The sequence below is a fragment of the Paenarthrobacter sp. TA1.8 genome, assembly GCF_048595705.1.
In the GTDB taxonomy this organism is placed as follows: domain Bacteria; phylum Actinomycetota; class Actinomycetes; order Actinomycetales; family Micrococcaceae; genus Arthrobacter; species Arthrobacter nitroguajacolicus.
Map to the genome: position 1 here is coordinate 809,351 of NZ_CP184287.1, position 21,844 is coordinate 831,194.

At 62.5% G+C, this 21,844-nt stretch carries 21 protein-coding genes; 9 read left to right on the forward strand and 12 right to left on the reverse strand.

The window, feature by feature from the left end:
• Positions 1-127: 127 nt before the first annotated feature.
• The 4 genes from ACNAOT_RS04040 to ACNAOT_RS04055 all read right to left on the reverse strand — a co-directional run bounded on the left by ACNAOT_RS04040 (position 128) and on the right by ACNAOT_RS04055 (position 3,328).
• On the reverse strand, positions 128-838 hold the full coding sequence (locus ACNAOT_RS04040) for an SRPBCC family protein (protein WP_420180118.1): 711 nt from the start codon (positions 836-838) through the stop codon (positions 128-130).
• A 72-nt stretch (positions 839-910) separates the two neighbouring features.
• The gene (locus tag ACNAOT_RS04045) at positions 911-1,924 is read right to left on the reverse strand and encodes a DUF6707 family protein (protein ID WP_420180119.1); all 1,014 of its coding nucleotides are present in this window, start codon (positions 1,922-1,924) and stop codon (positions 911-913) included.
• Between the two features lie 73 nt (positions 1,925-1,997).
• Positions 1,998-2,537 carry an NUDIX hydrolase family protein gene (locus ACNAOT_RS04050; RefSeq protein ID WP_017199858.1) on the reverse strand — a complete coding sequence of 180 codons (540 nt, stop codon included), beginning with the start codon at positions 2,535-2,537 and terminating at the stop codon, positions 1,998-2,000.
• Between the two features lie 77 nt (positions 2,538-2,614).
• Positions 2,615-3,328 carry a hypothetical protein gene (locus ACNAOT_RS04055; RefSeq protein ID WP_420180120.1) on the reverse strand — a complete coding sequence of 238 codons (714 nt, stop codon included), beginning with the start codon at positions 3,326-3,328 and terminating at the stop codon, positions 2,615-2,617.
• A gap of 99 nt (positions 3,329-3,427) precedes the next feature.
• Between ACNAOT_RS04055 and ACNAOT_RS04060 the strand changes: the two genes are divergently transcribed.
• Entirely contained in the window at positions 3,428-4,033 is a 606-nt protein-coding gene (locus ACNAOT_RS04060) for a YdeI/OmpD-associated family protein (protein WP_420180121.1), read from the forward strand.
• On the opposite strand, the gene ACNAOT_RS04065 is transcribed toward ACNAOT_RS04060, so the two are convergent.
• Positions 4,030-5,193: a glycoside hydrolase family 76 protein gene (locus ACNAOT_RS04065; RefSeq protein ID WP_420180122.1), complete on the reverse strand. Its 1,164-nt coding sequence runs from the start codon at positions 5,191-5,193 to the stop codon at positions 4,030-4,032. The two genes, ACNAOT_RS04060 and ACNAOT_RS04065, sit on opposite strands and share 4 nt — an antisense overlap.
• 113 nt (positions 5,194-5,306) lie before the next feature.
• Between ACNAOT_RS04065 and ACNAOT_RS04070 the strand changes: the two genes are divergently transcribed.
• Both ACNAOT_RS04070 and ACNAOT_RS04075 read left to right on the forward strand, forming a co-directional pair.
• Positions 5,307-6,113: an SDR family NAD(P)-dependent oxidoreductase gene (locus ACNAOT_RS04070; RefSeq protein ID WP_091465307.1), complete on the forward strand. Its 807-nt coding sequence runs from the start codon at positions 5,307-5,309 to the stop codon at positions 6,111-6,113.
• Positions 6,113-7,402, forward strand: a complete 1,290-nt coding sequence (locus ACNAOT_RS04075) for an acyl-CoA dehydrogenase family protein (RefSeq protein WP_420180123.1) — start codon at positions 6,113-6,115, stop codon at positions 7,400-7,402. Before ACNAOT_RS04070 ends, ACNAOT_RS04075 begins: the two co-directional genes overlap by 1 nt.
• A gap of 19 nt (positions 7,403-7,421) precedes the next feature.
• On the opposite strand, the gene ACNAOT_RS04080 is transcribed toward ACNAOT_RS04075, so the two are convergent.
• The 3 genes from ACNAOT_RS04080 to ACNAOT_RS04090 all read right to left on the reverse strand — a co-directional run bounded on the left by ACNAOT_RS04080 (position 7,422) and on the right by ACNAOT_RS04090 (position 10,484).
• Positions 7,422-8,249, reverse strand: a complete 828-nt coding sequence (locus ACNAOT_RS04080; RefSeq protein WP_420180124.1) for a DUF1684 domain-containing protein — start codon at positions 8,247-8,249, stop codon at positions 7,422-7,424.
• A gap of 232 nt (positions 8,250-8,481) precedes the next feature.
• Entirely contained in the window at positions 8,482-9,822 is a 1,341-nt protein-coding gene (locus tag ACNAOT_RS04085) for an Ig-like domain-containing protein (RefSeq protein ID WP_420180125.1), read from the reverse strand.
• Positions 9,819-10,484 (reverse strand): hypothetical protein, encoded by a 666-nt coding sequence (locus ACNAOT_RS04090; protein ID WP_420180126.1) that lies wholly within the window; start codon positions 10,482-10,484, stop codon positions 9,819-9,821. The genes ACNAOT_RS04085 and ACNAOT_RS04090 overlap by 4 nt, the downstream gene beginning before the upstream one ends.
• A gap of 266 nt (positions 10,485-10,750) precedes the next feature.
• Here ACNAOT_RS04090 and ACNAOT_RS04095 point away from each other — a divergent pair, with 266 nt between their 5' ends.
• The 3 genes from ACNAOT_RS04095 (at position 10,751) to ACNAOT_RS04105 (ending at position 15,743) form a co-directional block, all read left to right on the forward strand.
• Positions 10,751-12,376 carry a sigma-70 family RNA polymerase sigma factor gene (locus tag ACNAOT_RS04095; protein ID WP_420180127.1) on the forward strand — a complete coding sequence of 542 codons (1,626 nt, stop codon included), beginning with the start codon at positions 10,751-10,753 and terminating at the stop codon, positions 12,374-12,376.
• A gap of 156 nt (positions 12,377-12,532) precedes the next feature.
• A complete protein-coding gene (ppc, locus tag ACNAOT_RS04100) occupies positions 12,533-15,331 on the forward strand; it encodes a phosphoenolpyruvate carboxylase (protein WP_420180128.1) in 2,799 nt (932 codons plus the stop codon).
• 106 nt (positions 15,332-15,437) lie between these two features.
• Complete coding sequence (locus ACNAOT_RS04105; RefSeq protein ID WP_420180129.1) at positions 15,438-15,743, forward strand: hypothetical protein; 306 nt, start codon at positions 15,438-15,440, stop codon at positions 15,741-15,743.
• A 15-nt stretch (positions 15,744-15,758) separates the two neighbouring features.
• Here the strand turns inward: ACNAOT_RS04105 and ACNAOT_RS04110 are convergent, their stop codons facing one another.
• The gene (locus tag ACNAOT_RS04110) at positions 15,759-16,403 is read right to left on the reverse strand and encodes a DedA family protein (RefSeq protein ID WP_091465318.1); all 645 of its coding nucleotides are present in this window, start codon (positions 16,401-16,403) and stop codon (positions 15,759-15,761) included.
• Between the two features lie 54 nt (positions 16,404-16,457).
• Between ACNAOT_RS04110 and ACNAOT_RS04115 the strand changes: the two genes are divergently transcribed.
• Positions 16,458-17,015 carry an O-acetyl-ADP-ribose deacetylase gene (locus ACNAOT_RS04115; RefSeq protein ID WP_420180130.1) on the forward strand — a complete coding sequence of 186 codons (558 nt, stop codon included), beginning with the start codon at positions 16,458-16,460 and terminating at the stop codon, positions 17,013-17,015.
• Between the two features lie 35 nt (positions 17,016-17,050).
• On the opposite strand, the gene ACNAOT_RS04120 is transcribed toward ACNAOT_RS04115, so the two are convergent.
• Both ACNAOT_RS04120 and ACNAOT_RS04125 read right to left on the reverse strand, forming a co-directional pair.
• Positions 17,051-17,728, reverse strand: a complete 678-nt coding sequence (locus ACNAOT_RS04120; RefSeq protein ID WP_420180131.1) for a hypothetical protein — start codon at positions 17,726-17,728, stop codon at positions 17,051-17,053.
• A 79-nt stretch (positions 17,729-17,807) separates the two neighbouring features.
• Entirely contained in the window at positions 17,808-18,737 is a 930-nt protein-coding gene (locus ACNAOT_RS04125; RefSeq protein WP_420181118.1) for a pseudouridine synthase, read from the reverse strand.
• A gap of 152 nt (positions 18,738-18,889) precedes the next feature.
• Between ACNAOT_RS04125 and ACNAOT_RS04130 the strand changes: the two genes are divergently transcribed.
• Both ACNAOT_RS04130 and ACNAOT_RS04135 read left to right on the forward strand, forming a co-directional pair.
• Entirely contained in the window at positions 18,890-19,540 is a 651-nt protein-coding gene (locus tag ACNAOT_RS04130; protein WP_179018761.1) for an ArsR/SmtB family transcription factor, read from the forward strand.
• Positions 19,533-20,225 carry an SRPBCC family protein gene (locus tag ACNAOT_RS04135; protein WP_420180132.1) on the forward strand — a complete coding sequence of 231 codons (693 nt, stop codon included), beginning with the start codon at positions 19,533-19,535 and terminating at the stop codon, positions 20,223-20,225. The genes ACNAOT_RS04130 and ACNAOT_RS04135 overlap by 8 nt, the downstream gene beginning before the upstream one ends.
• A 163-nt stretch (positions 20,226-20,388) precedes the next feature.
• Here the strand turns inward: ACNAOT_RS04135 and ACNAOT_RS04140 are convergent, their stop codons facing one another.
• The gene (locus ACNAOT_RS04140) at positions 20,389-21,843 is read right to left on the reverse strand and encodes a PLP-dependent aminotransferase family protein (protein ID WP_420180133.1); all 1,455 of its coding nucleotides are present in this window, start codon (positions 21,841-21,843) and stop codon (positions 20,389-20,391) included.
• Between the last annotated feature and the right edge of the window lies 1 nt (position 21,844).

A 21,844-nucleotide genomic window follows, 5' to 3' on the forward strand; every position in this document is an offset into this window, starting at 1 on the left:
CCGGGGAGCGCAGGCGGAGTGGAAGCCGGAACAGCAGAAGGATCGGACAAAGACGCAGAAGCAGGAAGGGAAGCTGGCACGCTACCAAGTGTGCCAGCTTTACCGCGGGTAACCTGCCGAAAAACCCCTACGAACCGTAGCTCTCAGCCTTCCACTTGTCCCACGAGGACCGGATGTCCGCCAAGGTGTGGGCCCCCAAATCGTAGGTGGAGGCAATCACCATGGAACCGCCGTCGGGCCTTTTCTCCGGAATCGGCAGTTGCTCAGCGACGATCAGCAGCCCGTCCCCGTGCTCGGCGTAGCTGTGGACGGTGAGGCCCACCTGGTGCCGGCTCTTGAACCAGACCTTGCCGGAGATCTTCTCACCCGTGGCAAGCATGAGCGAGTATTCCTCCCCAACAGGCGGCAAATCCCCGAGCCCCAGCTTCTCAATCGCCGGCCCGCCTTTACCCGGCAGGGAGATGAAATGGGTCCGCCGGTGTCCGTGGGGGTGCCGTTCCAGCGCGAACCGCAGCTGATGCAGGAACGTGAGCCAACCCTGAGTGATGTCCTCATCCCACTCGGCCCATTCCGAGTTGTGATCGAGGGCGGCCCTGGTGACCCGCACTTCCGTACCACCGGAGACGGGGTGGAGTTCAAAGACATCACCGCCGTTGACGGTCAGGCTCGTGTGATCGGGCCCCTCCACAACATCGGTGTTGAAGTAGATCTGTTTGATTTCGTCGGCAAGATCGTCGGCTTCCCAGCCGTGCCATTGAGCCACCAACGACGGTTCACGCAGCATTGTCCAAACCTGCTGCGCGTCGGCATTAATCACAACGCTCAGATTGTTCGTCATGGCCCCGAATCTACCGCCGTTGGCGCCCACATAACAGGTCTTGATACTCCCTAATAAGCGGTACAGGGAATGCTAGGCGCGCACCGACTCAAGTTCATTGCCGATACGCCGGGCCAGCTCGTCCTCGTCGATGGTCTTCGATCCACCGTGGGCGCGCAGGAACATCAGCGCCTCGAGCCGGAGGAACCGCCATTCACGCTCGGCTTCGTGGTTCCCGTTGTCGATTGCACGGAAGATTTCCTTGTCGTACAGATTGGGTTCATTCAGCGAGCGCTGCCGGACGCGGGCATTGATCCGGGCCTTGAAGGGATCTTCTTCCTGGGACTCGGGCGCGCGCAGCAGTTTCTCGTAAACCGCGGCACGTTCGGTTTGTCCGGCCTCGCGGCAAATGAAACTGGATAGCGCCAGGGCACGTTCGATCGATGCCCAGCGGTCCAGGTTGCCGTCAAAGGGCAGCACATTCAGCAGGTCGGCGACTGCCAAAGCGTGGTCCGGATCGCGCAGCACAATGCAGAGATCGAAGGCGAGATTGCTGAGGTCCCGTAGGCAACTTCCCGACTTGGTATTAATGCCTTTCGCGAGCCGATCCGCCAGGACCTGCACACCGTTCTTGCCCTTATGGTTGGCGGCGGCGGCGCGGACCACGGCTTCGGGTGTGCCGTCCGGTTCAGGGATGAGTGCCAGCTCCTCGGCGCTGGGGCCAGTGTACGTCGGCGGCGTTTCCGGGCGCGGAGGAACGACGACGGCGGGTCCCGCGGGAGCATCGGCGTCGCCTCCTGCCGGGGTGCTCGAGTCCGAGGTGCTGGAGTCAGGGGTGCTTTCGTCCACGGCGCTGGAGACCGAGCCGTCGGAGTCAACCGGAACTCCGTCACCCACAGGAACACTGGACCCTACAGCGATCCGTAACGTGCCGCCGTCGACCATTGTCACCAGCAGCAACGCGGCCACGCCGTAATCGTCGTTTTCCACCTCAACAGTGGCAATTTCCTCGGCCGGCCCGTCACCGGGCGGGAACACAAAATCGCCGGGCCGCAGGTCCCCAGCCTGCTTTTCCTTGTATTGCTGTGTGGCTGGGCTGTGAGTCATCGGAAGTCCTTTGGTTCTCGTGGGGTCCGCCGTCCAGTCTACAAAGACCAGCTGGTGAAGGGGCCGGGACCCGCTAGAGAACGATGCCCGAGAAAGCCAGGGCCTGCCGGACGAGGTTCCCGCGGCCGCCGTCGAATTCCTGCTGGACGTTGTCGCTGAGCACCTCTTGCGGCGTCATCCACGTGAGCTCCAAAGCGTCCTGGCGGGGTTCACATTCGCCGGTCACAGGAATGATGTAAGCCAGCGAAACGGCGTGCTGGCGGTCATCCGTGAAGCCTGTCTGCGACGGAGCCGGGAAATATTCGGCCACCGTGAAGGGAACAGGGCTGATGGGCAACTGCGGGAAAGCCAAAGGGCCGAGGTCCTTTTCCATGTGCCGCAGGAGCGCTGCACGGATGGTTTCGCGGTAGAGAACGCGGCCGGAGACGAGGTAGCGGACCATATTTCCGTCGGCGTCGCCCTGAAGGAGGGTGCCCACTTCGTTCACATAACCGAGCGGATCCAACCTGACCGGAACGGCCTCCACGTAGACCATGGGGAGGCGGCCGCGGGCTTCGAAGAGGTCTTCATCTGAAAGCCAGCCTGGATACGGGTCGGGTGTACGTACGCTCATGGTTAAGTTCTACCGCATCCCCAGCCGAACTTCCTTGGCAGCGGCGCCGTGGCTGCGGCGTTACGCTCTCGGCTGTATTACGCGGCCGTGACTGGTGACTTCTCCACCACAATCGACGCCGGTGCCGCGCCGCTCACAGCATCCGGGTTGGCGACGTACAGGACGTCTTCGGTGATCCTGGCCTCGATGTCCGCAGCCTTGAGGCGCTCAAGCAGTGGTTCCAACTCGCCGTCGTACTCAAACGCGAGGTCCCCGTTGGTGGCGTCCGCGCCGTGAATAATCTGGAGGATTCCGCCGTTCTTGGTGGTGAACGTGGCCGATTCGTCGTCTTCTGTGCGCTGCCGGGCGCCGATGTTGCGGAGAACATTTGCGGAGAATGCCACCAAGGGGCTGACCCACGTTGCTACCACCGTGAGTGCTGGGTCTGCATCGCTTGACGTGGCCCAGCTGCCATCCGCTGCCCGTGACGCGGGGAAAGCAAAAAACTCGAAACCGTCGTCGGCCGAGATACGCGCCGTGGGCCCGTAGGAGGCTTCGTGGAGTTCTGCCTGGGTGCCGTCTTCCTCGGTGCGGCGTGCGAATTCCTCCAGGTTTCCCACCTCCACGCTGAAGATGGTGTAGGCATCAAGGGGGTGGCCGTGTTCCAGGCGACCCAACGCGACGCGACCCGAACCGGCGTCGAACTCCTGCCAGTCGCCGTCGTCCACCGTCTTCACCAAACCCAGTGCCTGCAGCAGCGTGGCCCACTGCTCAAAGTGCGATGTGTAGTGGATGGGGCGGGCTCGCAACATTGGTCCTCCTGGGCTGGGTCCTCGCGGTTCGGGCGTCCGCTCCCAGCCTATGCCGCGTGGCCCTGCCGGGCACGGTGCGTTTCACAGGAGAATGAACCCATGCCCATTGAACTTGAGGAACTTCTTGTCGCAGACGGCGCCGCCTGGCGCTCCTGGCTTTCGGAGCATGCCGCTGAGAGTCCCGGCGTGTGGCTGATCCTGCACAAGAAGGGCGGCAGCATCACTGAGTTGGACTACGACGCCGCCCTGGACGAGGCCCTGTGCTTCGGCTGGATTGACGGCCAAGCGAAGAGCCGCGACGCCGAAAGCTACTTCCAGCGAATGACGCCCCGCGGCCGCAGGAGCATCTGGTCAGCGCGGAATGTGGGGCACATTGCGCGACTGGAATCCGAGGGCAAAATGACCGATGCCGGACGAGCTGCCGTCGAGGCCGCAAAAGCTGACGGACGCTGGGAAGCCGCCTACGCCGGGCCAGCCGATTCCGTGGTTCCGGATGACCTCGCGGCAGCCATCGCCGCAGTCCCGGAGGCCCAGGCGATGTTCGATTGCCTGACCTCGCAGAACCGCTTCGCCCTCATTCACCGCACCAACGGGGTTAAACGGGCAGACACCCGCGCTCGCAAGATCGCCGGTTTCGTGGAGATGCTTGCCCGCCATGAGGCCCCATACCCGCAAAGGAAGCGTCCCCTTTCCAGCGACAGCTAGAGCGTGGCGGCAGCTTCCAACGCCATCCAAGCTTGAAGCTGAGTGGAAAGCTCGACGGCGGCCCCCACCGGATATGTTTCGCTCGCCGGTCGCTGGGGGTCGAAAGAGAACACGATGGCTGGAGTTCCCCTGCGGCCCTTGGCCTGGTTCGGGTCCTCGCGGCGCCCGGCCCAGAACGCTTCGGCTGTGCTGCGAACCAAGGACCTGGCCGTTTCCCTGGTTGTGGCCGGGAGCCTGGCATCCCGGGCTGCCAAAGCCATATAGCGCAGCAGGATGCCGGTGAAAAGGCCACCATCGCCCGTCCCGTCACCGCGGATGACCTGCGTGCCGGGCAGTGTCAGCTCGCGTTTCACGGCGTCCACAAGCAGGGCGGCCCTGCGCAGGTTGTCATCACCGCCCAGTTCCAGCAAGGCACCCAGGACCGGGCCCTGGTTGTAGGTGTAAATGGCCTCATCCACCACCACCTTGCCCTGACTCATCCGAAGCCCGTCCCGATACACGCCACGGTCCGGGTGGAGGAGCTTGCTGTTGAGCCAGTCCACCAACTTCTGTGCGCGCTCTGCGTGGTCGGTCCGGGCGTAGTACAGGGCCACCGGGGCGGTGGCAGGCGTGTTCTTGAAGTCCCGTTTGGTACTCCAGAAGGTGCCGCCACCAAAATCGTCTGTTGACGCCGAATCGAACTGGAACGTCAGGCTCTTGCGGACATACGCGTTGCGCCGCCGACCAGGTTTCCTGGTCTCCTCCGCCAGCTTCTCCAGACGCAGCGTGGCGAGTGCCAGCCACGCCATGTCGTCGTAGTAGTCGTTGACGAAGCGCAGCAGATTCCGCAACCGGATTGTGGTGACCAGCCGCGAAGCGAGCCGACCCGCGCTCGGGCGGGAGTCGCCGTCGAACTTTGTTTTGCTCGCGAGTTCACGGCGGCCGGCGTCCACCAGGCAGTCGACGTAATGCGCCTGCCACCAGTAGTGCCAAGGGCCGGAGAGACTGTTGATGGTGCGGCTGGGCAGGCTCACTGCCCCTATGTGCGTACCTGGAAGGAACAGTAGCCGCCTGCCGAAGCTTCGGGTCACTGATCGGGCAGCCTGGTTGGCACGCGCCGACCACTCGGTGGCGTCTGTGGAGGGGGCAGGCTTCCCGGCTGGATCGATCTGACTGGACATGCAATTAGCCTAGCCGGGCCGGGGAATTCGCCTTTCAAGGAGGGCAGTGTGCGCTTCCCCACAATTCCAGTTAACATGCATTAACGGATTTGGGTCTGCATCAAGGAGGATGAATGGACATCAAGGGCACGGTCGCGCTGGTAACCGGCGGGGCATCAGGGCTGGGGGCCGCTACCGCGAAGCGCTTGTTCGACGCTGGAGCCTCGGTGGTCCTGGTGGATCTGCCGCAATCGGCTGGTGACGCATATGCGGCCGAGCTTAATGCGACACGTTCGGGTGAGGGGGAGCCGGGTCCACATGCTGTCTTTGCTCCCGCAGACGTCACCAACGAATCCCAAGTCCAGGCCGCCGTCGATGCCGCCGTAGCTTTGGGACCGCTCCGGATCGTCGTCAATTGCGCAGGCATCGCAACGCCAGGGAAAGTCCTTGGCCGCGAAGGCGTACTGCCCCTGGAGAACTTCAACAAGGTCATTCAGATCAACCTTGTGGGCACCTTCAACGTGACCCGCTTGGCCGCTGCTGCCATGGTGGAAACCGAACCCGTCTCCACGGAACTGGGTGGGCCCGAACGGGGCGTCATCATCAACACTGCCTCCGTGGCCGCCTTTGAAGGCCAGATCGGCCAGCCAGCCTACGCCGCATCCAAAGGTGCTGTAGCAGCCATGACGCTCCCCTTGGCGCGGGAGTTCGCGCGTTCACTGATTCGCGTAGCAACCATCGCCCCTGGCATCTTTGAAACGCCCATGATGGCCGGACTTCCCCAAGCGGCCCAGGACTCACTTGGACAGCAGGTCCCGCATCCCGCACGCCTGGGCCGTGCCTCGGAGTACGCAAACCTGGCGGCCCACATCGTGGAAAACGCCATGCTCAACGGGGAGACCATCCGACTCGATGGCGCCATCCGTATGGGACTCAAATAATGGGCGATTACAACGGCATTCCGGGGTCCTTACCTGGAACGGTTGTGCCCGGTTCGGGCGGGCCAGGCCCGTCGTCCGTAGCGGACCTTCCCACGGCTGACTTCTTCGACTTCGAATCCCTGCTCAGCGTCCAGGAGCAACGGAAACTCAACGAACTCCGGGCTTTCCTTGCCTCCGAGATCGCACCATACGCCGGGCAGTGGTGGGAGAAAGCAGAGTTCCCCGAACACATCCTCCCTAAGCTCGCGGCCCTCCGGCTCAGCGCGCCCGCCCAGCGCGGATATACCCACCTTTTCGCCGGCCTGGTCATAGCCGAGATGACACGCGTCGACACCTCGATCGCGACGTTCTTCATGGTTCATCACGACCTCTTCGTGGAGTCGCTGTACGACTTTGGCAGCGACGTCCAGCAGGACCGCTACCTCGACGACGCCTCCAACCTCCGCACTACCGGCGCCTTCGCGCTTACCGAACCGGATCACGGCTCCGACGTCGCCGGCGGCATGGAGACCACTGCCCGCCGTGTTGAGCGGGCAGATTCCGACGGCGGCGATTACTGGATGATTAACGGCGCCAAACGCTGGATTGGGAACGGGACGTTCTGCGACTACATGTTGGTGTGGGCCAAGGACGAAACAGACGGCGCCGTGCGTGCCTTCATCGTTGACGCATCCTTGCCGGGCATCACGCGGAGCCGCATCGAGAACAAGATTGCCCTGCGGACCGTGCAGAACGCCGACATCGTGTTTGTGGACGTGGAGGTAGCTGAGGCAGATCGCTTCGCCGGCATCAGCAGCTTCGTGGACACCAACCACCTGCTCCGTGGCTCCCGCATCATGGTGGCCTGGCAGGCCGTTGGCCAGCAACTGGCAGCCTTCGACGTCGCCCGGCAGTACGCCGTCGAACGCATGCAGTTCGGTAAGCCGCTGGCCAAATTCCAGCTCATTCAGCAACACCTTGTGGACATGCTGGGAAACGCGGTGGCCAGTATGGGGATGATGGTCCGAATAGCGCAACTGCAGGAGGACATCTTCACCGATGCGCAAGGAGTGCGGCACGGAGGCGCAGAGATGGCGCAGGTGGCGCTTGCCAAGGCCTACTGCAGCGCAAGGATGCGGGAAACCGTGGCGTTGGGCAGGTCAATCCTGGGCGGGAACGGAATCGTTACCGATTACCGCATCGCGAAGATCTTCGCCGACGCCGAAGCCATCTACACGTACGAGGGCTCCTACGAAATCAACTCGCTGATCGTTGGCCGTGCAGTCACAGGGGTTTCCGCCATCGCCTAGACCACCGGCTGTCCGGGAGCTAGTCCTGCGGAAGCTTCTCTCCGGCTTCCACCCGAACATCGATTGAATTGCCCCGGACAGGCATTGGGCAGGTGCCGTACGGAGTGAATGCACTCGGGTAGTTGATGGCGCGGTTGAAGTCGATCACCACGGACCCGTCGGGCCGGGGCCGGGGGATGAACACCTTGCGCCATTCGTCCGTGGTCTCTCCGTTGGTTTCATCGTGGAAGGTTACGTTGAGCGCGCCCAGCTTCTCCTCCTCAGCGTGCAACCGGATTTCGTGGGGAACACCCGGTACCCGGAACGCCACTTCGCCCACTGACCGGTGGACACCGTCCACCAAGGGGTTCGCCGTGCCGATGGGCACGTCCTTTGGCTCATCGTAGGATTCAAACCGGCCCTCGATAACCCATGCTGGGTTGTATTCGTAGGTGGGGACACCTTTGAACCCAGTCAATACGGGGGAGTTGTTGTCGCGGGTGCGAACAGCGTACTTGTCGGCGCGCATGGCGAGTTCCACAACTACTTGCTTGCCGTCCTTGCCTCCAAACTGCACCCACATGAGCGACTCTTCGTCCTGAAGTGTGGCCGAGATGGTCCCGTCGACGCTCTGTCCCGTCTCCACGAGCGTGAGCCCATCCGCAGCGCTCGCCGTCAGGAAAGCTGTGGTGCCGTCGGTGGACCACAGGCCATGGACGAGTTCGACCTCGGAAGGTTCGGCCTCAAGCCATTGGAAAGATGTGAGCGTCAGCCAGCCGTGTTCGGTGGCAAGAGCTGCATTTCGACCTGCACGGAACCGCTCCCAACGGGCGAGTTGGGCGTCGGTTGCGGTGGTGGGCGAGCTCATGGTTCTCCTCGGCGGGTTTGCGTCAGTTCGTGGCGGTTGCACTTGCCTCAACTATGCGCCGGGCTGGGGCATTCCCCGAATCCATAAGACCTGAACCGAAGCTATTACCTTGGATCGGCTCGCGCTGGCCCTGATTCATGCCAGCGCGAGCCGGGATTGATGGACGGAAACGATGGGCAGCTCACGACGTGCCCAACCCATCGTCGCCGTGTTGGCTATTGCGGTCGGATTCTTAGTGCGACCGCTGTCCGTACTTCCGGGCACCTGCAAAGGCAAACAGGGATCCCGCGGCCAGAAGCGCCGCAGCAATGAAGATGAACCACTGCCCCTGGGCGCCGGTGTTGGCCAGCTGCTCAGGGCTATCCGCCTCGGTGGGTTCCGCAGGTTCCTCGGGAATCACGACAATGGGATGGGTGATGCTCGGGCTCGGCTCCGGAGTTGCGGGGGGTGTGCTGATGCTCGGAGTTGTGCTCGGGCTCGGAGTGGGCGTCGCGGGTGCTGTGCTCGCGCTCGGTTCCGGAGTTGCCGAAGGTGTGCTGGTGCTCGGGCTCGGTTCCGGAGTTGCCGAAGGTGTGCTCGGGCTCGGGCTCGGTGTTGGGGTCGTATCGACCGTTCCGTCGCCCGTTCCGCTCGCGACGCTTCGACGCGTCTCGGCGCCAACGGGGTGCTGTTCGCCCGAGACGTTCACTGTTCCGTTGTTCTCGTAGACATCCAAGGAAGAGTCGGTCACCGTTGTAACCACGAAGAGCTCCACGTGCTCGCCTTCCGGAAGCCCTTGCCAACTTACTGTCAGCGACTGCGGGGTGCACTCGATGGTTGCCGGATATTGCTCATCATCGAATGGCTCAACAATGTTGCCGGCGGCGCTCACTATCTTGCCCACGCGGGGTGTAACTTGGCTGCAATCGATTTCCATGCCGGCCGCAGGGATGTCCGTCACCACAACATCGTTGGATTCGAAGGCCATGGGCGGCATGTAGAAGATCGACTCCAGTTTCGTCTGGGCGGGGTCAGCCCACCACATCGACTTTCCGGCAGACGTTGGCACGCCCGGGGTGCAATTCTCTGTGCAGGGTTCAGTGGTCACGGGAACCCGAACCACGCTGTCACCAACAACGAAGTTCAGCTCCTCTGTTCCTCCGCCTGTGAGCTCAAGCGCGTACTGGGTAGTGAAGGAACACTTTCCGCCAACGTTCAGGGGATGCGAAGAGACGAAATCGGTCAGGGTGAAGACCACCAGCCCGGCGCTATTCGCGGCTGCGGTGGCAACTGTGCGGCCAGCCGGGTTCTTCAGGTCAAAGGTAGTGTCGCCAAACCAGCGCAGTTCAGCGGGGAGTCGCAGACTGAAGGTGTCCCCGGGTTGCGATTTGTCGGGGACGGACCATTCACATTTCACATCCACTTGGTCCCATTGCTTGGTAACTACTGATTCCGTGCTGATGGTGATCTCCGCTTCCGGAATATTTGCCGCAGTGGCCGGAAGGGCGGTCAGCCCCAAGCCCAAGACAGCCATGACAGCGGCCAGCAGCGCAGTCACCAGCGACACGGTTTTTAGATGGATCTGATTGTTCATTTTCTGGATGGTCCTTCGAATCCTTGGGTGTTGTGTTCCGTCACAGGGTGAGTGTTGGCAGCGGAAGGTTCGTGACGTTGCAGCGGGTAAAGCACCATGCGCGCAGGGCTCAGCGTCCCGTCCCCCAAAGCCTCCAGCACGGCCTTGCATCCCAGTAGCCGGGACAGGCTGCGTTCTCCAAGGGGGAAAAGGATATGGACAGCAGAATTTTGGTACATGGCCATGGATCCGGTTCCGTGCAACTGTCCTTTGACGGCTTCCCCGAGCCGGGCAAGGAGTGTCCAGCAGTGTCCGCGCTTATGGCGGGGGCCGGGCAGCCGGATGATCGCCAGGGCATGCGAACCCGTGGACTCCGGCCCTAACGTGGATACCTCGTGGATCCGTCGCTGAAAGTGCACGTGGGTGACCAAGCCTGTGTAGACATCGGTGCATGAGAGGGGGGCGGCTGTTTCGGCGACCTCCGCCCAGCCTTCCGCCAGTGATTGAAGGGCGTCGATGTCGACGGGCTGTTCCGCAGCCAGAAACAACGCACGGAAATCGCTCATGGTCTCATTGATGCCCACGCCATTCGTGGCGCGGGCCGCTCCGAGTAATTTGGCCCTGCCGGCCGGTATCGCTGTGCCGGTGTCGAGCGACGTTACGATTGTCCGGACCTCAGGCACGAACCAATCCGCCCCGAAGCGCCACCCCATCTTGTAACTGGCCGTTTGCCATCTTCGCTGCAATAGATACCGTGAAAACGCACATTCGGCGAATGATTTGGTCCGGAACAAGGTCATATCCGAATAGTGCGCTGAACAGACGGTTCGTGACGAAGTGCTTTCCCCAAGCTTTGATAAAGACTATGTAGAAAAACGCGTCACGACTTGCCTCTACCCCCCACTCCATATACATGGGCAGGGTTCTTTACGGTTTGGGGATGCCATAGATGGCACAGAGTTCACACGCAGGCAGCAAATTAAAAATCGACGACGATGGGCGTCTTATTGAGTTGGTCCGGGGCGGAGATATGTCCGCGTTCGATGGTCTCTATGAGCGACACGTGTCCATTGCATCCACCGTTGCCCGACGCAACGTGGACAATCCAAGCGATGCCGAGGATGTAGTGGCCGAGGCCTTTCAAGCTGTGCTGCAAGGCCTCGTGGCTGGGAGAGGGCCCGATACATTCTTTCGGGCCTACCTGTTATCCACAGTTACCAGGTTGTCCCATCAACGGAACCGAAAAGCCGGCAAGGTCCTGCCCAGCGGTGATGATTCTGTTCTGGATCACGCCTTGGCCGATTCAGACGCCGCCATCAATGCTTTCGAGTCGCGCACGGTGGCCAAAGCCTTCCGCACCTTGCCGGAACGGTGGCAGGCGGTGCTGTGGTACTTGGACGTGGAACGCATGAAACCTGCAGCCGTTGCACCCATTCTGGGGCTTTCTCCCAATGCTGTTTCAGCGCTCGCCCTCCGTGCGCGCGAAGGCCTCAGGAGGCAATACCTGCAGTGCCATATCGCCGAGCAGGCCGATGGCAGGTGTTCCGAGTTCGCTTCGAAACTCGGCAACTTCATCCGCGGTGGACTATCAGCAGCCACCGAGCGCAAGGTTAGGGATCACCTGAATGGCTGCTCTACATGTACGGCCGCCCTCGCGGAACTGAAGGACGTTCAAGGGAGCATGCGAGCCGTGCTCCTTCCCATGGTTACGGGTGTTCCCATCACGATCTGGGCGGGAAAAAGCGCGGGGCTGGGCGTTTTCGGCGCGGTTTTTCCCGCTAAAGCTGCACTGATCGCACCAGCGCTCGCTCAACCGATAGTCCTGGCCGTCGTCGCGGCAGCCGGGGTGGGGCTTGTGTTGGGGTCCATAGGAATAGTTGATCACCTGACTCCGGAGACGTATTCGCAGCAGCGCGCTCTGCAGACTGGCAGTCCACCATGGGAAAGTGAACCGGCGACGCCCACCGCTACATCGACGCCAAGCAGCACACCAGGCCCTGCATCTTCCGCTCCGGCAGAGTTGCCTCCGGTCCCGGAGGAATTGCTACCAACCACGGTGGAGGTACCTTCAGGGACGCAAGCACCCACGCTGCCCGCACAGGAGGCGCCCGCACAGAATAAACCCGCAGAGCCCTCCGCCACACCTTCCCCGGTTGCACCACCAGCCCCCACACCAGCCCCCACACCGGCTCCCGCACTCGCTGCAGGCCCGAGGACCGCCGCTCCGGCGGATGTCCAGGGCTCTGTGCGGCAATACTCAGGCCGGGATGCCGCGAACATCACCATGGAAATCGACTTCCAAGTCTCAGGTGCAAACCCCTTGGGTAGCGGCAAAGCGGTATTTTCGGTGGCCGCGGATGCATGGATAGTGGAAGGTTCCCTTCAAGCGCCGGTTGGATGGACCTGCGCGCTGGAGAGCCGGCGCGTTGCTATCTGTGCCAGCAGCTCTGTGCAACGGGGTGATCTTCAATTCCGTGTACTGACCGACTCCAAGGGCAATAAGAAAAACCGCGAACTGAGCTACACCTTGAGTGGCCCGGGGTTGGCTCCTAACAAGTTCTCCTACAACTACTGACGTCGGGACTCTGGCTGGGGAAGGCGACGCCAAAATCTGAGACACATTCTTTTGTTGAGTTCCGTGCGGGTAAGATCCCGTAGGAAACATTAGTAATCCGGCTCACAGTATCCAGCGCAGTGTACGGGCCAAACCAGATCCCGAAGGTAAGTATCAATGGTTCACACTGCCCATCAAGACACCGATCTCGCAGCCGAACTGCGTGCCGACGTGCGACGCGTATCCACGCTTCTCGGCGAGTCTCTGGTCCGACAACACGGTCCGGAACTGCTCCAACTTGTGGAGCAGGTCCGCTTGCTGACCAAGGAGTCCAAGGAAGCCGCACGGGGCGGCGCAGATGCCACCGGCCCTTGGAGCGCGCACGACGTCGTTGCTCAGGTCCGCGAGTTGCTCGCCTCCCTGCCGCTGGACCAAGCGACCGACTTGGTCCGTGCCTTTGCGTTCTACTTCCACCTCAGCAACGCGGCCGAGCAGGTTCATCGCGTTCGTGGACTGCGTACCCGGCAGGAAAAGGACGGCTGGCTGGCAAAAGCAGTCTCTGAGATAGCCGGCCAAGCGGGCCCGCAGGTCCTGCAGGATGTGATCAACGAGCTCGACGTCCGGCCCATTTTCACGGCGCACCCTACCGAGGCATCACGTCGCTCAGTGTTGGATAAGGTCCGCAAACTATCGGACGTCCTTGCTGAGCCAACCACGGAGGGGACTTCCGCGCGGCGCCGCCAGGACCGGCAACTCGCCGAGATCATCGACCAAATGTGGCAGACCGACGAGCTCCGCCAGGTCCGCCCCACTCCTGTAGATGAGGCTCGGAACGCCATCTACTACTTGAACAGCATCTTGACCGATGCAATGCCGGAAATGCTGACCGACCTTTCAGAACTCCTTGCTGAGCATGGCGTCACGCTCCCGGCCGCCGCTGCACCCTTGAAGTTTGGTTCGTGGATTGGTGGCGACCGTGACGGCAACCCGAACGTCACTGCTGCTGTCACCAGGGAAATCCTGCAGTTGCAGAACCAAAATGCTGTCCGGATCAGCATTGCCCTCATCGACGAACTCATCTCAGTGCTCTCCAACTCGACGGCACTGTTTGGGGCCGACCAAGAGCTGTTGGATTCGATCGCTGAGGATCTCAAGAACCTCCCCGGACTGGACAAGCGCATCCTTGAGCTGAACGCGCAGGAGCCCTACAGGCTCAAGCTGACCTGCATCAAGGCCAAGCTCATCAACACCGGTCGCCGTATTTCAGCTTCCACCTATCACGAGCCGGGCCGTGACTACGCCACCACTCCTGAGTTGCTTGCGGAGTTTGGGCTGCTTGAGGCCTCGCTGCGGAACCATTCCGCCGCATTGGTGGCAGACGGGGCCCTGGCCCGCGTCCGCAGGGCAATCGCTGCCTTTGGCTTGCACCTGGCAACACTGGATATCCGCGAACACGCCGATTACCACCATGATGCCGTGGGGCAGTTGGTGGACCGGCTCGGCACGGAAAAGCCTTACGGCGAATTGACGCGTGAGGAACGCTTCATGTTCCTTGGGGCCGAGTTGGCTTCCCGCCGGCCGCTGTCCGGCCACCCGATCAAGCTTGAAGGCACTGCGGACGGCACGTACGACGTCTTCCGGAGCATCCGCCAGGCCCTGCACACCTACGGTCCGGACGTCGTGGAGACCTATATCATCTCCATGACCCGTGGTGCCGATGACGTCCTGGCTGCAGCAGTTCTTGCGCGTGAAGCTGGCCTGATCGATCTCTTCAGCGGCAAGCCCCATGCCAAGATCGGGTTCGCTCCGCTTTTGGAAACGGTGGAGGAACTCCGGGCTTCGGCCGAGATCGTGGATCAGTTGCTGTCCGACCCGTCCTACAGGGAACTTGTCCGTCTCCGCGGAGACATTCAGGAGATCATGCTGGGTTACTCCGATTCCAATAAGGAATCCGGCGTCATGACCAGCCAGTGGGAGATCCACAAGACCCAGCGCAAGCTGCGTGACATAGCTGCCAAGCATGGCGTCCGCGTGCGCCTGTTCCACGGCCGCGGAGGATCTGTGGGCCGCGGTGGCGGACCCACCTATGACGCCATCATGGCCCAGCCGAACGGCGTACTTGAAGGCGAGATCAAGTTCACCGAGCAGGGGGAGGTCATTTCGGATAAGTACTCCCTGCCAGAGCTCGCCCGCGAAAACCTGGAACTTTCCCTGGCTGCAGTGATGCAGGGGTCGGCCCTGCACCGTACTCCGCGCACCTCGGATGACGAGCGTGAGCGGTACGCCAATGTCATGGAAACCATTTCGGATGCAGCGTTCGCCCGCTACCGCACATTGATTGACGATCCCCAACTTCCGGCCTACTTCCTCGCTTCTACGCCGGTGGAGCAGCTGGGTTCATTGAACATCGGCTCGCGCCCCTCCAAGCGTCCGGATTCAGGTGCCGGACTCGGTGGCCTGCGGGCAATTCCGTGGGTTTTCGGTTGGACCCAGTCACGCCAGATCGTACCCGGCTGGTTCGGCGTGGGCTCCGGCTTGAAAGCCGCCCGCGAAGCCGGCGACACCGATCAGCTGCTGGAGATGATGGACCGCTGGCACTTCTTCCGCTCTGTGATCTCCAACGTGGAAATGACCTTGGCCAAGACGGATATGGAAATTGCCGGTCATTACGTTTCGTCGCTGGTCCCGGAGGAACTGCACAGGTTGTTCCACATGATCCGCGACGAGTACGAGCTCACTGTGGCCGAAATCGAACGGCTTACGGGTGAGATTGAGTTGTTGGATGCCCAGCCGACGCTGAAGCGTTCACTCGAAATCCGCGATCAGTACCTGGACCCGATCAGCTACCTGCAAGTAGAGCTGCTCCGCCGTGTGCGCGAGGAGCAGTTGTCCGGGGGCGAGATCGACGAGCGGCTCCAAAGGGCCATGCTCATCACCGTCAACGGTGTAGCTGCAGGCCTGCGCAACACCGGCTAGCAAACCTTCTCTCACATCCCTCGGGATTCCCCGGATGCCTCTCTCACCCGGTGAGAGAGGCATCCGTCCAAGGGCGTGGGATGTGCGAGAGCGTTAGGGTAGTGGGATGCCGTCGTTCCAGACCAAGTTGAAGATCACTGGCCTTAAGCCGGGCAACGCACCCGAGTCGGTGATGGCCGCAGCGGTGGAAGCACTGGAAACCCGCCACCATGTCGAATCGAACCAGCTCGACATCGTGGGAGGCGTACCCCAGATCAGCCTGCGCTTCACAGTGGGCGACCGGGATTACTCGGGCGAGAACGACGAAGCCCGGACGTCGGCAGCCATGATGCGTGACGCCGTCGAACGCGTAGCTGTCACTGGAAGCCTTTTCGTGTTGCGTCGGAGCCGCGGCCGTTGGTCGCCGGTTTAGACCAGTTAGTCAGCCCTACTCGGGCTGCGGAACGTCGCCGGGCTTGTCGGCGTCGAAGGGTTCGTCCACGGGGGATCGGCTGCCGCGGCGCCGGGTAACGATCAATCCGACTACCACGCCGATGACCAGGCCCAGTCCCACCCCAATGAGTGAGCTGGCCCAAAAGGGAAGCTTGGTGGTGGAGCCCGTGAAGTAGCCCAAGCCGACCTGCCACACTGCCCAAAGCACTGCTCCCAGGCCGGCGCACAGGCTGAAACCGCGGACTGAAACGTTGGCGATGCCCGCCGCGGATGAGGTGGCGAGCCTGCCGCCGGGGATAAACCGAGCGCCGATGATGGCGCCGTAGGTTGACGAACGGCCGGCTTTGGCAATGGCCTCGTGGATTCCGCGGTGGACCCGGCGGCCCCACGACCACCGGTCCAGAACGTGGCTGATGCGCCGTTTAAACAGCAGGAACACTGCCATGTCGCCCAGCCAGGAAGCGAACGCAGCAAGGAACAGGATGAGCCAGAAGTTGGCGTGGCCGTCGGCTGCGAGCGCCCCGCCGGTGATCACCACCATCTCGGAGGGGATGGGCGGGAAGATGGCATCGCCCAACACAATGGGGACAATCCACAGGTAAATTGCGGATCCCCATGTCTCTGGAGCGATGATGTCCATGGGCAAAAGGTACCGCACTTGCCGCGTCCCCCGCTCGGGGGTGAGACTGGCGCCATGCGAATCGAGATTCTGCGCGGTGACATCACCACCCGCCGGGTTGACGTGATCGTCAACGCCGCCAATTCGTCACTGCTCGGTGGAGGGGGAGTGGACGGCGCCATCCATAGGGCCGCGGGCACGGAACTTCTTGAGGCCTGCCGCGAGCTGCGCCGGACGCAACTGCAGGACGGACTTCCGGTAGGTGACGCCGCGGCTACGCCCGCCTTCCGGCTCCCCGCACGCTGGGTGATCCATACAGTGGGACCCAACCGGCACGCGGGTCAAACCGATCCGGCGCTGCTCGCGTCGTGCTTCCGTCAGAGCCTGAAGGTGGCGGCGGGGCTTGGTGCCCGGTCCGTCGCCTTTCCTGCGATCAGCGCAGGAATTTACGGCTGGGACGCCGGTCAGGTCGCGGAGGTAGCGTTCGACGCCGTGAGGTCGTTTTCGTCGTCAGCTTCAGCTTCCGGCGCTGAGGACAGCCCGCTTGAGCTGGTGGAGTTCGTACTGTTTTCGGAGGAGACGACGGCGGTCTTCCGGGCTGTGTTTAACTCCTCGCCAAGGGGCGACCCCTAGCCGCGGTTTAGCGACTCACCCCCGGGCGACTGACCTCATGCCGCTGAGGGCGCTCCACCGGGCACGCCCGCCGCGTGTTTGTGGCCGAGGAACCTGCCGGCCTTGAAGTACCAGTAGGGCCAGGCGGCCCAGGACGATGCCCCCGCGATGAAGCCCGCTCCCATGATCCCGTAACGGAGCCACTCGGGCCCGGGAAGGAGGAAGCCCAGGCCAGCCACGGGAAGGCCGATCAGAAGGGCTCCGCCGATGAACCGGCCGAGCTTCGCGAGCCCCTGCGGGTACTCCTCAACGTGGAGAAGTCTGTTGTTCGCCACAAAGAACCAAGCTCCTTGGACGACAATGGCCGCAACGGAAATTGCTGTTGACGGCCCAAAGTCCAGGACCTTGAATACCAGCAACGCCGAACTCGTGGCCCCGGCTGCGCAGGCTGTTACGGTGACCCACTTCAATGGCCCGGTCCACGGTGCCTTCGGGAGACGCTGGTGAACTTGGAGGATTACCGGTATAGCGAGAACGTTGAACACGGCTCCCGTGGCATCGTTGATGGCACCGAAAACAAACGGGCCACCCTTGGGCACTTCCACGGCGTACATTGCTGCGAGGGTGGCGATACCGAGGGCACCCGCCGCAGCAGCAGAGAAGGCGAAAGCTGATGCGGCCCTGTCGCCTGGAAGCTCAACTGAGTCGCCTGGAAGCTCAACTGAATTGTCCATCTCCCGCCCCCTGCCAAACTACCCCGGAATCCTCATGGTAGTCCTGCTCAGAGTCACGTGGAATGGGTGTGGGAGGCCCTTAGCCGCGGGCTTCGCTGAGCTCCAATTTGCTGCGATATTCCACGCGTTGCTTGCTGATGGGATCCACAAATGTGATGCCGCGGGCCAGTAACTGAAGGGGTTTGGAGTAGTCGTCCGGGGCTTTGTCCAGCAGGTCCGGGTAGAAGGCGTCGTTGACGATTCCCAACCCAAGCGAGGCCATGTGCACGCGGAGTTGGTGAGTCTTTCCGGTGTGCGGTTCCAACCGGTACAACGCGCGCTGGTGAGTTCCGGCGTCGAACGTTTTTGTCTGTTCAATGCGGGTTTCCGCGTTCGGTTCTCCGTCGATGACTTCCGCGAGCAGGTAACTGCGGGACTTGGTCATGCGGTTGCGGACAATCACCGGGAATTCGACGGCGGGATAGCCTGCGGCCGGCGTCGCGGCGGACACGCACTCGTATTCCTTCTGGACCTGGCGCCTCTCGAAGAGAACCTGATATTTGCCGCGTGTCTCCGGGTTGGTGGAGAGCAGCAGCAGGCCGGCCGTCATTCGGTCCAGGCGGTGCATGGGGATGAGGTCCGGGAGGTTGAGCAGGTTCCGGAGCCGGACCAGCGCGGATTCCTGGATGTAGGTGCCGCCCGGCGTTGTGGGGAGGAAGTGCGGTTTGTCCACCACCAGGATGTGTTCGTCTTGGTGGAGGATGTTGATTTCCACGGGCAGGCGGGTCTCGGGCGGGAGTGTGCGGTAGTACCAGATGAAGGTGTGGTCCTCCAGCTTGGTGCTGCGGTTCAGCGGTACGCCGCCTTCGCCCACGATCTCTCCGGCGTCAAAGCGGTCCTCGATGCCCTGAGGATCGATATGGCCCCAACGATGCATCATGTAGTCCATTGCGGTGGTCCACGGTCCCTCGTCCGGCAGGCGAAGACGGGTCGCGTTCACGCCGTCGCGCACGGGGAGGGGGGATTGCATCACTGGTCAATTCTACCGGCGTTGCGTTGGGAGGCCCGCTCTGCACCCTTGGGCGGCTCCGAAAGGCGCAAAACGGGCCTCACAACGGGAGAGATAGTCCGACGATAAAAAAGTTCTTGACAATAAAAGTTGTCGGTAAGCATACTTGAAGCATGTTGGACATCGAAGTGATCGAGGACCCGGCCGCGGCGGAAGCGTCGCTGGATCCGATCCGCACCCGAATCCTTCAGGAGCTCGTCGAACCTGCGTCCGCCACGCAGCTGGCCGCGAAGGTCGGGTTGCCCAGGCAAAAGGTGAACTACCACCTCAAAGCCCTCGAACGGCACGGTTTGGTGGAGCTGGTGGAGGAACGACGCAAGGGCAACGTCACCGAGCGCGTACTGCGCTCGACCGCGGCGTCGTACCTGATCTCGCCTGTCGCCTTGGCGTCTGTGGCACCCGATCCGCGGCGCTTCTCTGACCGGTTCTCCGCGTTCTGGTTGCTTTCACTGGCTTCCCGAACCGTGCAGGAAATGGGCAAGCTCATCGCCGGCGCTGCCGTTGCAAAGAAGAAACTGGCCAGTTTCGCGATCGACGGCGAGATCACCTTCCGCTCCGCTGCCGAACGCGCAGCATTCGCGGAGGAGCTCGGTGTGGCGGTGACCCAACTCGTGGACAAGTACCACGACGGCGGTGCTGCCGCCGTGGCGGGCGGCGGGCGCAAGCACCGCCTCGTCGTCGTACTTCACCCCGCACTCAAAACCGGGGCACTGAAAGCACCCTCAACCCAGCACTCAGCAGAAAAGGACCAAAGCAATGACTGATAACCGGAAATTCGAAATTGAGACGGACGTCGAACTGCCCGGCACCCCTGAACGAGTATGGCAGGCTGTCACCAAGGACACCCCCGCCTGGATGTTCCCCACGGATCAGTGGCCGGACGTGAAGACCACCGAGGAATACCCCAGTCACCTTGTGTCCCGCATGGACGGCCCGGATGGATGGTTCAACCAGTTGGAGCACATCCTTGAGCCGCTGGAGGGTGGCCGTGCCAAGCTCCACTACGTTCACAGCGGGATCTTTGCCGAGAACTGGGATGAGCAATACGACGGCGCCAGCAAGCACACGGAGTTCTACCTGCACACGTTGGGTCAGTACCTGCAGTACTTCGACGGCAAGCCCGTGGTTTTCACGGACATTCAGGCGCCTGCTTCTTCGCAGACGGTGGATGGATTCGTTCAGCTGAAAAAGGCCTTGAGTGTGGACGGTGTAGCCGCCGGTACCGCAGTGGATGTTGACGTCGACGGCGTGGGGCGGCTGGCCGGGGTAGTGGACTTCTCCAACGAGAACTTCCTGGGCCTCCGGTCCGCGGATACGATGTACCGCTTCTTCGGTCGGAACGCATTCGGCGCTCCGGTCGGGATGACGGTGCATGAGTTCAGCGGTTCCGGTGATGCAGAACTTACGGCCAAGGCCTGGGGTGCGTTCCTGGAGAAGGTTTACGCATAGCAGTTCCGGTTAGGCCGCCCAGGCCCGGGCCACGGATTCCAGGGCGGCCTCGTAGATCGTGGCCCAATCGGTGGCGGGATCATTCATCTGCGCAAGTTCCAGGCTGACGAGCCCTACTTTCGTATTAGTTGGGTCGGATGGGCGGGACCAGGCGGGCACCGGCCTAGGCGACCGCGACGGCGGCTGGCCGCTCCGTCTTGAGCGTCCGGCGAAGGTGGGGTGAGGCGTCGAGCTTGTCTTGGGCGGCGCGGAGCGCACCGACGGCGAACTCCAACTGTCCGGCGGGCAAGGTGTAGGGAACGCGCAGGTAGTGCTCGAACGCGCCACCCACCCCGAAGCGGGGTCCAGCTGCCAAGCGCACGCCGAAGTCGGGTGCAAGAACAGTCAGTGCAGTGCTGCATGGCGTGGGAAGGCGGCACCATGCTGTCAGTCCACCCCGCGGTCGCTCCACCTCCCACGAGGGCAGATGCTCCGCGAGCAACCCCAGCAATGATTCCCGGTTGTGCCGGAGCTCCTCAAGCCGGGCATCAAGCGGTTCGGCGAAGGACCGCACCAGGCGCGCCGCCGCCAGTTGTTCAACCACTGGCCCGCCCAGATCCATGACTGTCCTCGCGGCGATAAGGCGGGCAATCAGGGACTCGTCTGCCCGGATCCACCCGGTCCGGAGTCCCGCCCAATGCGATTTGCTCAGCGACCCGATGGAAACCACCGCAGGACTGAACGACGACATCGGCGCGGTGCGGACGCCGTCGAGATTCAACCCACGCAGCGTTTCGTCCACCACCAGCACGGTTCCGGAAGCAGCGGCCGCCCGCGTAAGGCGTCGGCGTTGCAGGTCGGACATGATGCGCCCGGTCGGATTGTGGAAGTCCGGCACCAAGTAGGCCATGGCCGGGCGCTGCTGATTCATGATGGCCACCATCGCATCGATGTCCCAGGCTGGCGAGGTGCCCGAGGGCAGCGCCACCGGCAGGGGCTTGCAGCCGGCGGCGCGGATGGCGTCCAGGGCGTTGGGGTACGTGGGGTGTTCCACTAGAACCCGGTCCTGCTTTCCGGCCAGGGCGCGCAGCACAATGTTGAGGGCATGCTGTGCACCGGAGGTGACAAGGATCTGGCCCGGCGTCGTTGGCACGCCTTCCGCTGTGTACTTCTCTGCGATGGCTTCGCGGAGGGCGGGCACCCCCAGCGCGTCGTATCCGAACCCGGGCAAGAGGGCCGGCAACTCGGTCAGGGCGTCAGCGAAGGCGCGATGCACTACTTCGCCGGCGGCCGGCAATGACGCATACGCCAGGTCCAGGAGCCCCTCGGGAACCGCGAACCCAGGCGCGCTTGCTGGTTCGGTGCGGTGGGGAATGCATGTCCGTCCGCGGCTGCCCTGACCTGCCGTGAGGAATCCCTGTTCGCGCAGGCTCGCATACGCGGCAGTGACCGTGGTCCGGCTGAGTCCGAGTGTCTGGGCGAGTGCTCGCTCGCTTGGCAACGCGACGTCCAAGGGGATGCGTCCGTCCATCACCAGCAAACGCACGACGTCGGCCAGCTCACGGTAGGCGGGCAGGGCGCCGGAGTTCCAAGAGCCGAGAAGGCGAACAAGTGCGGTGGGGTTCAGAGAGCCGGACATA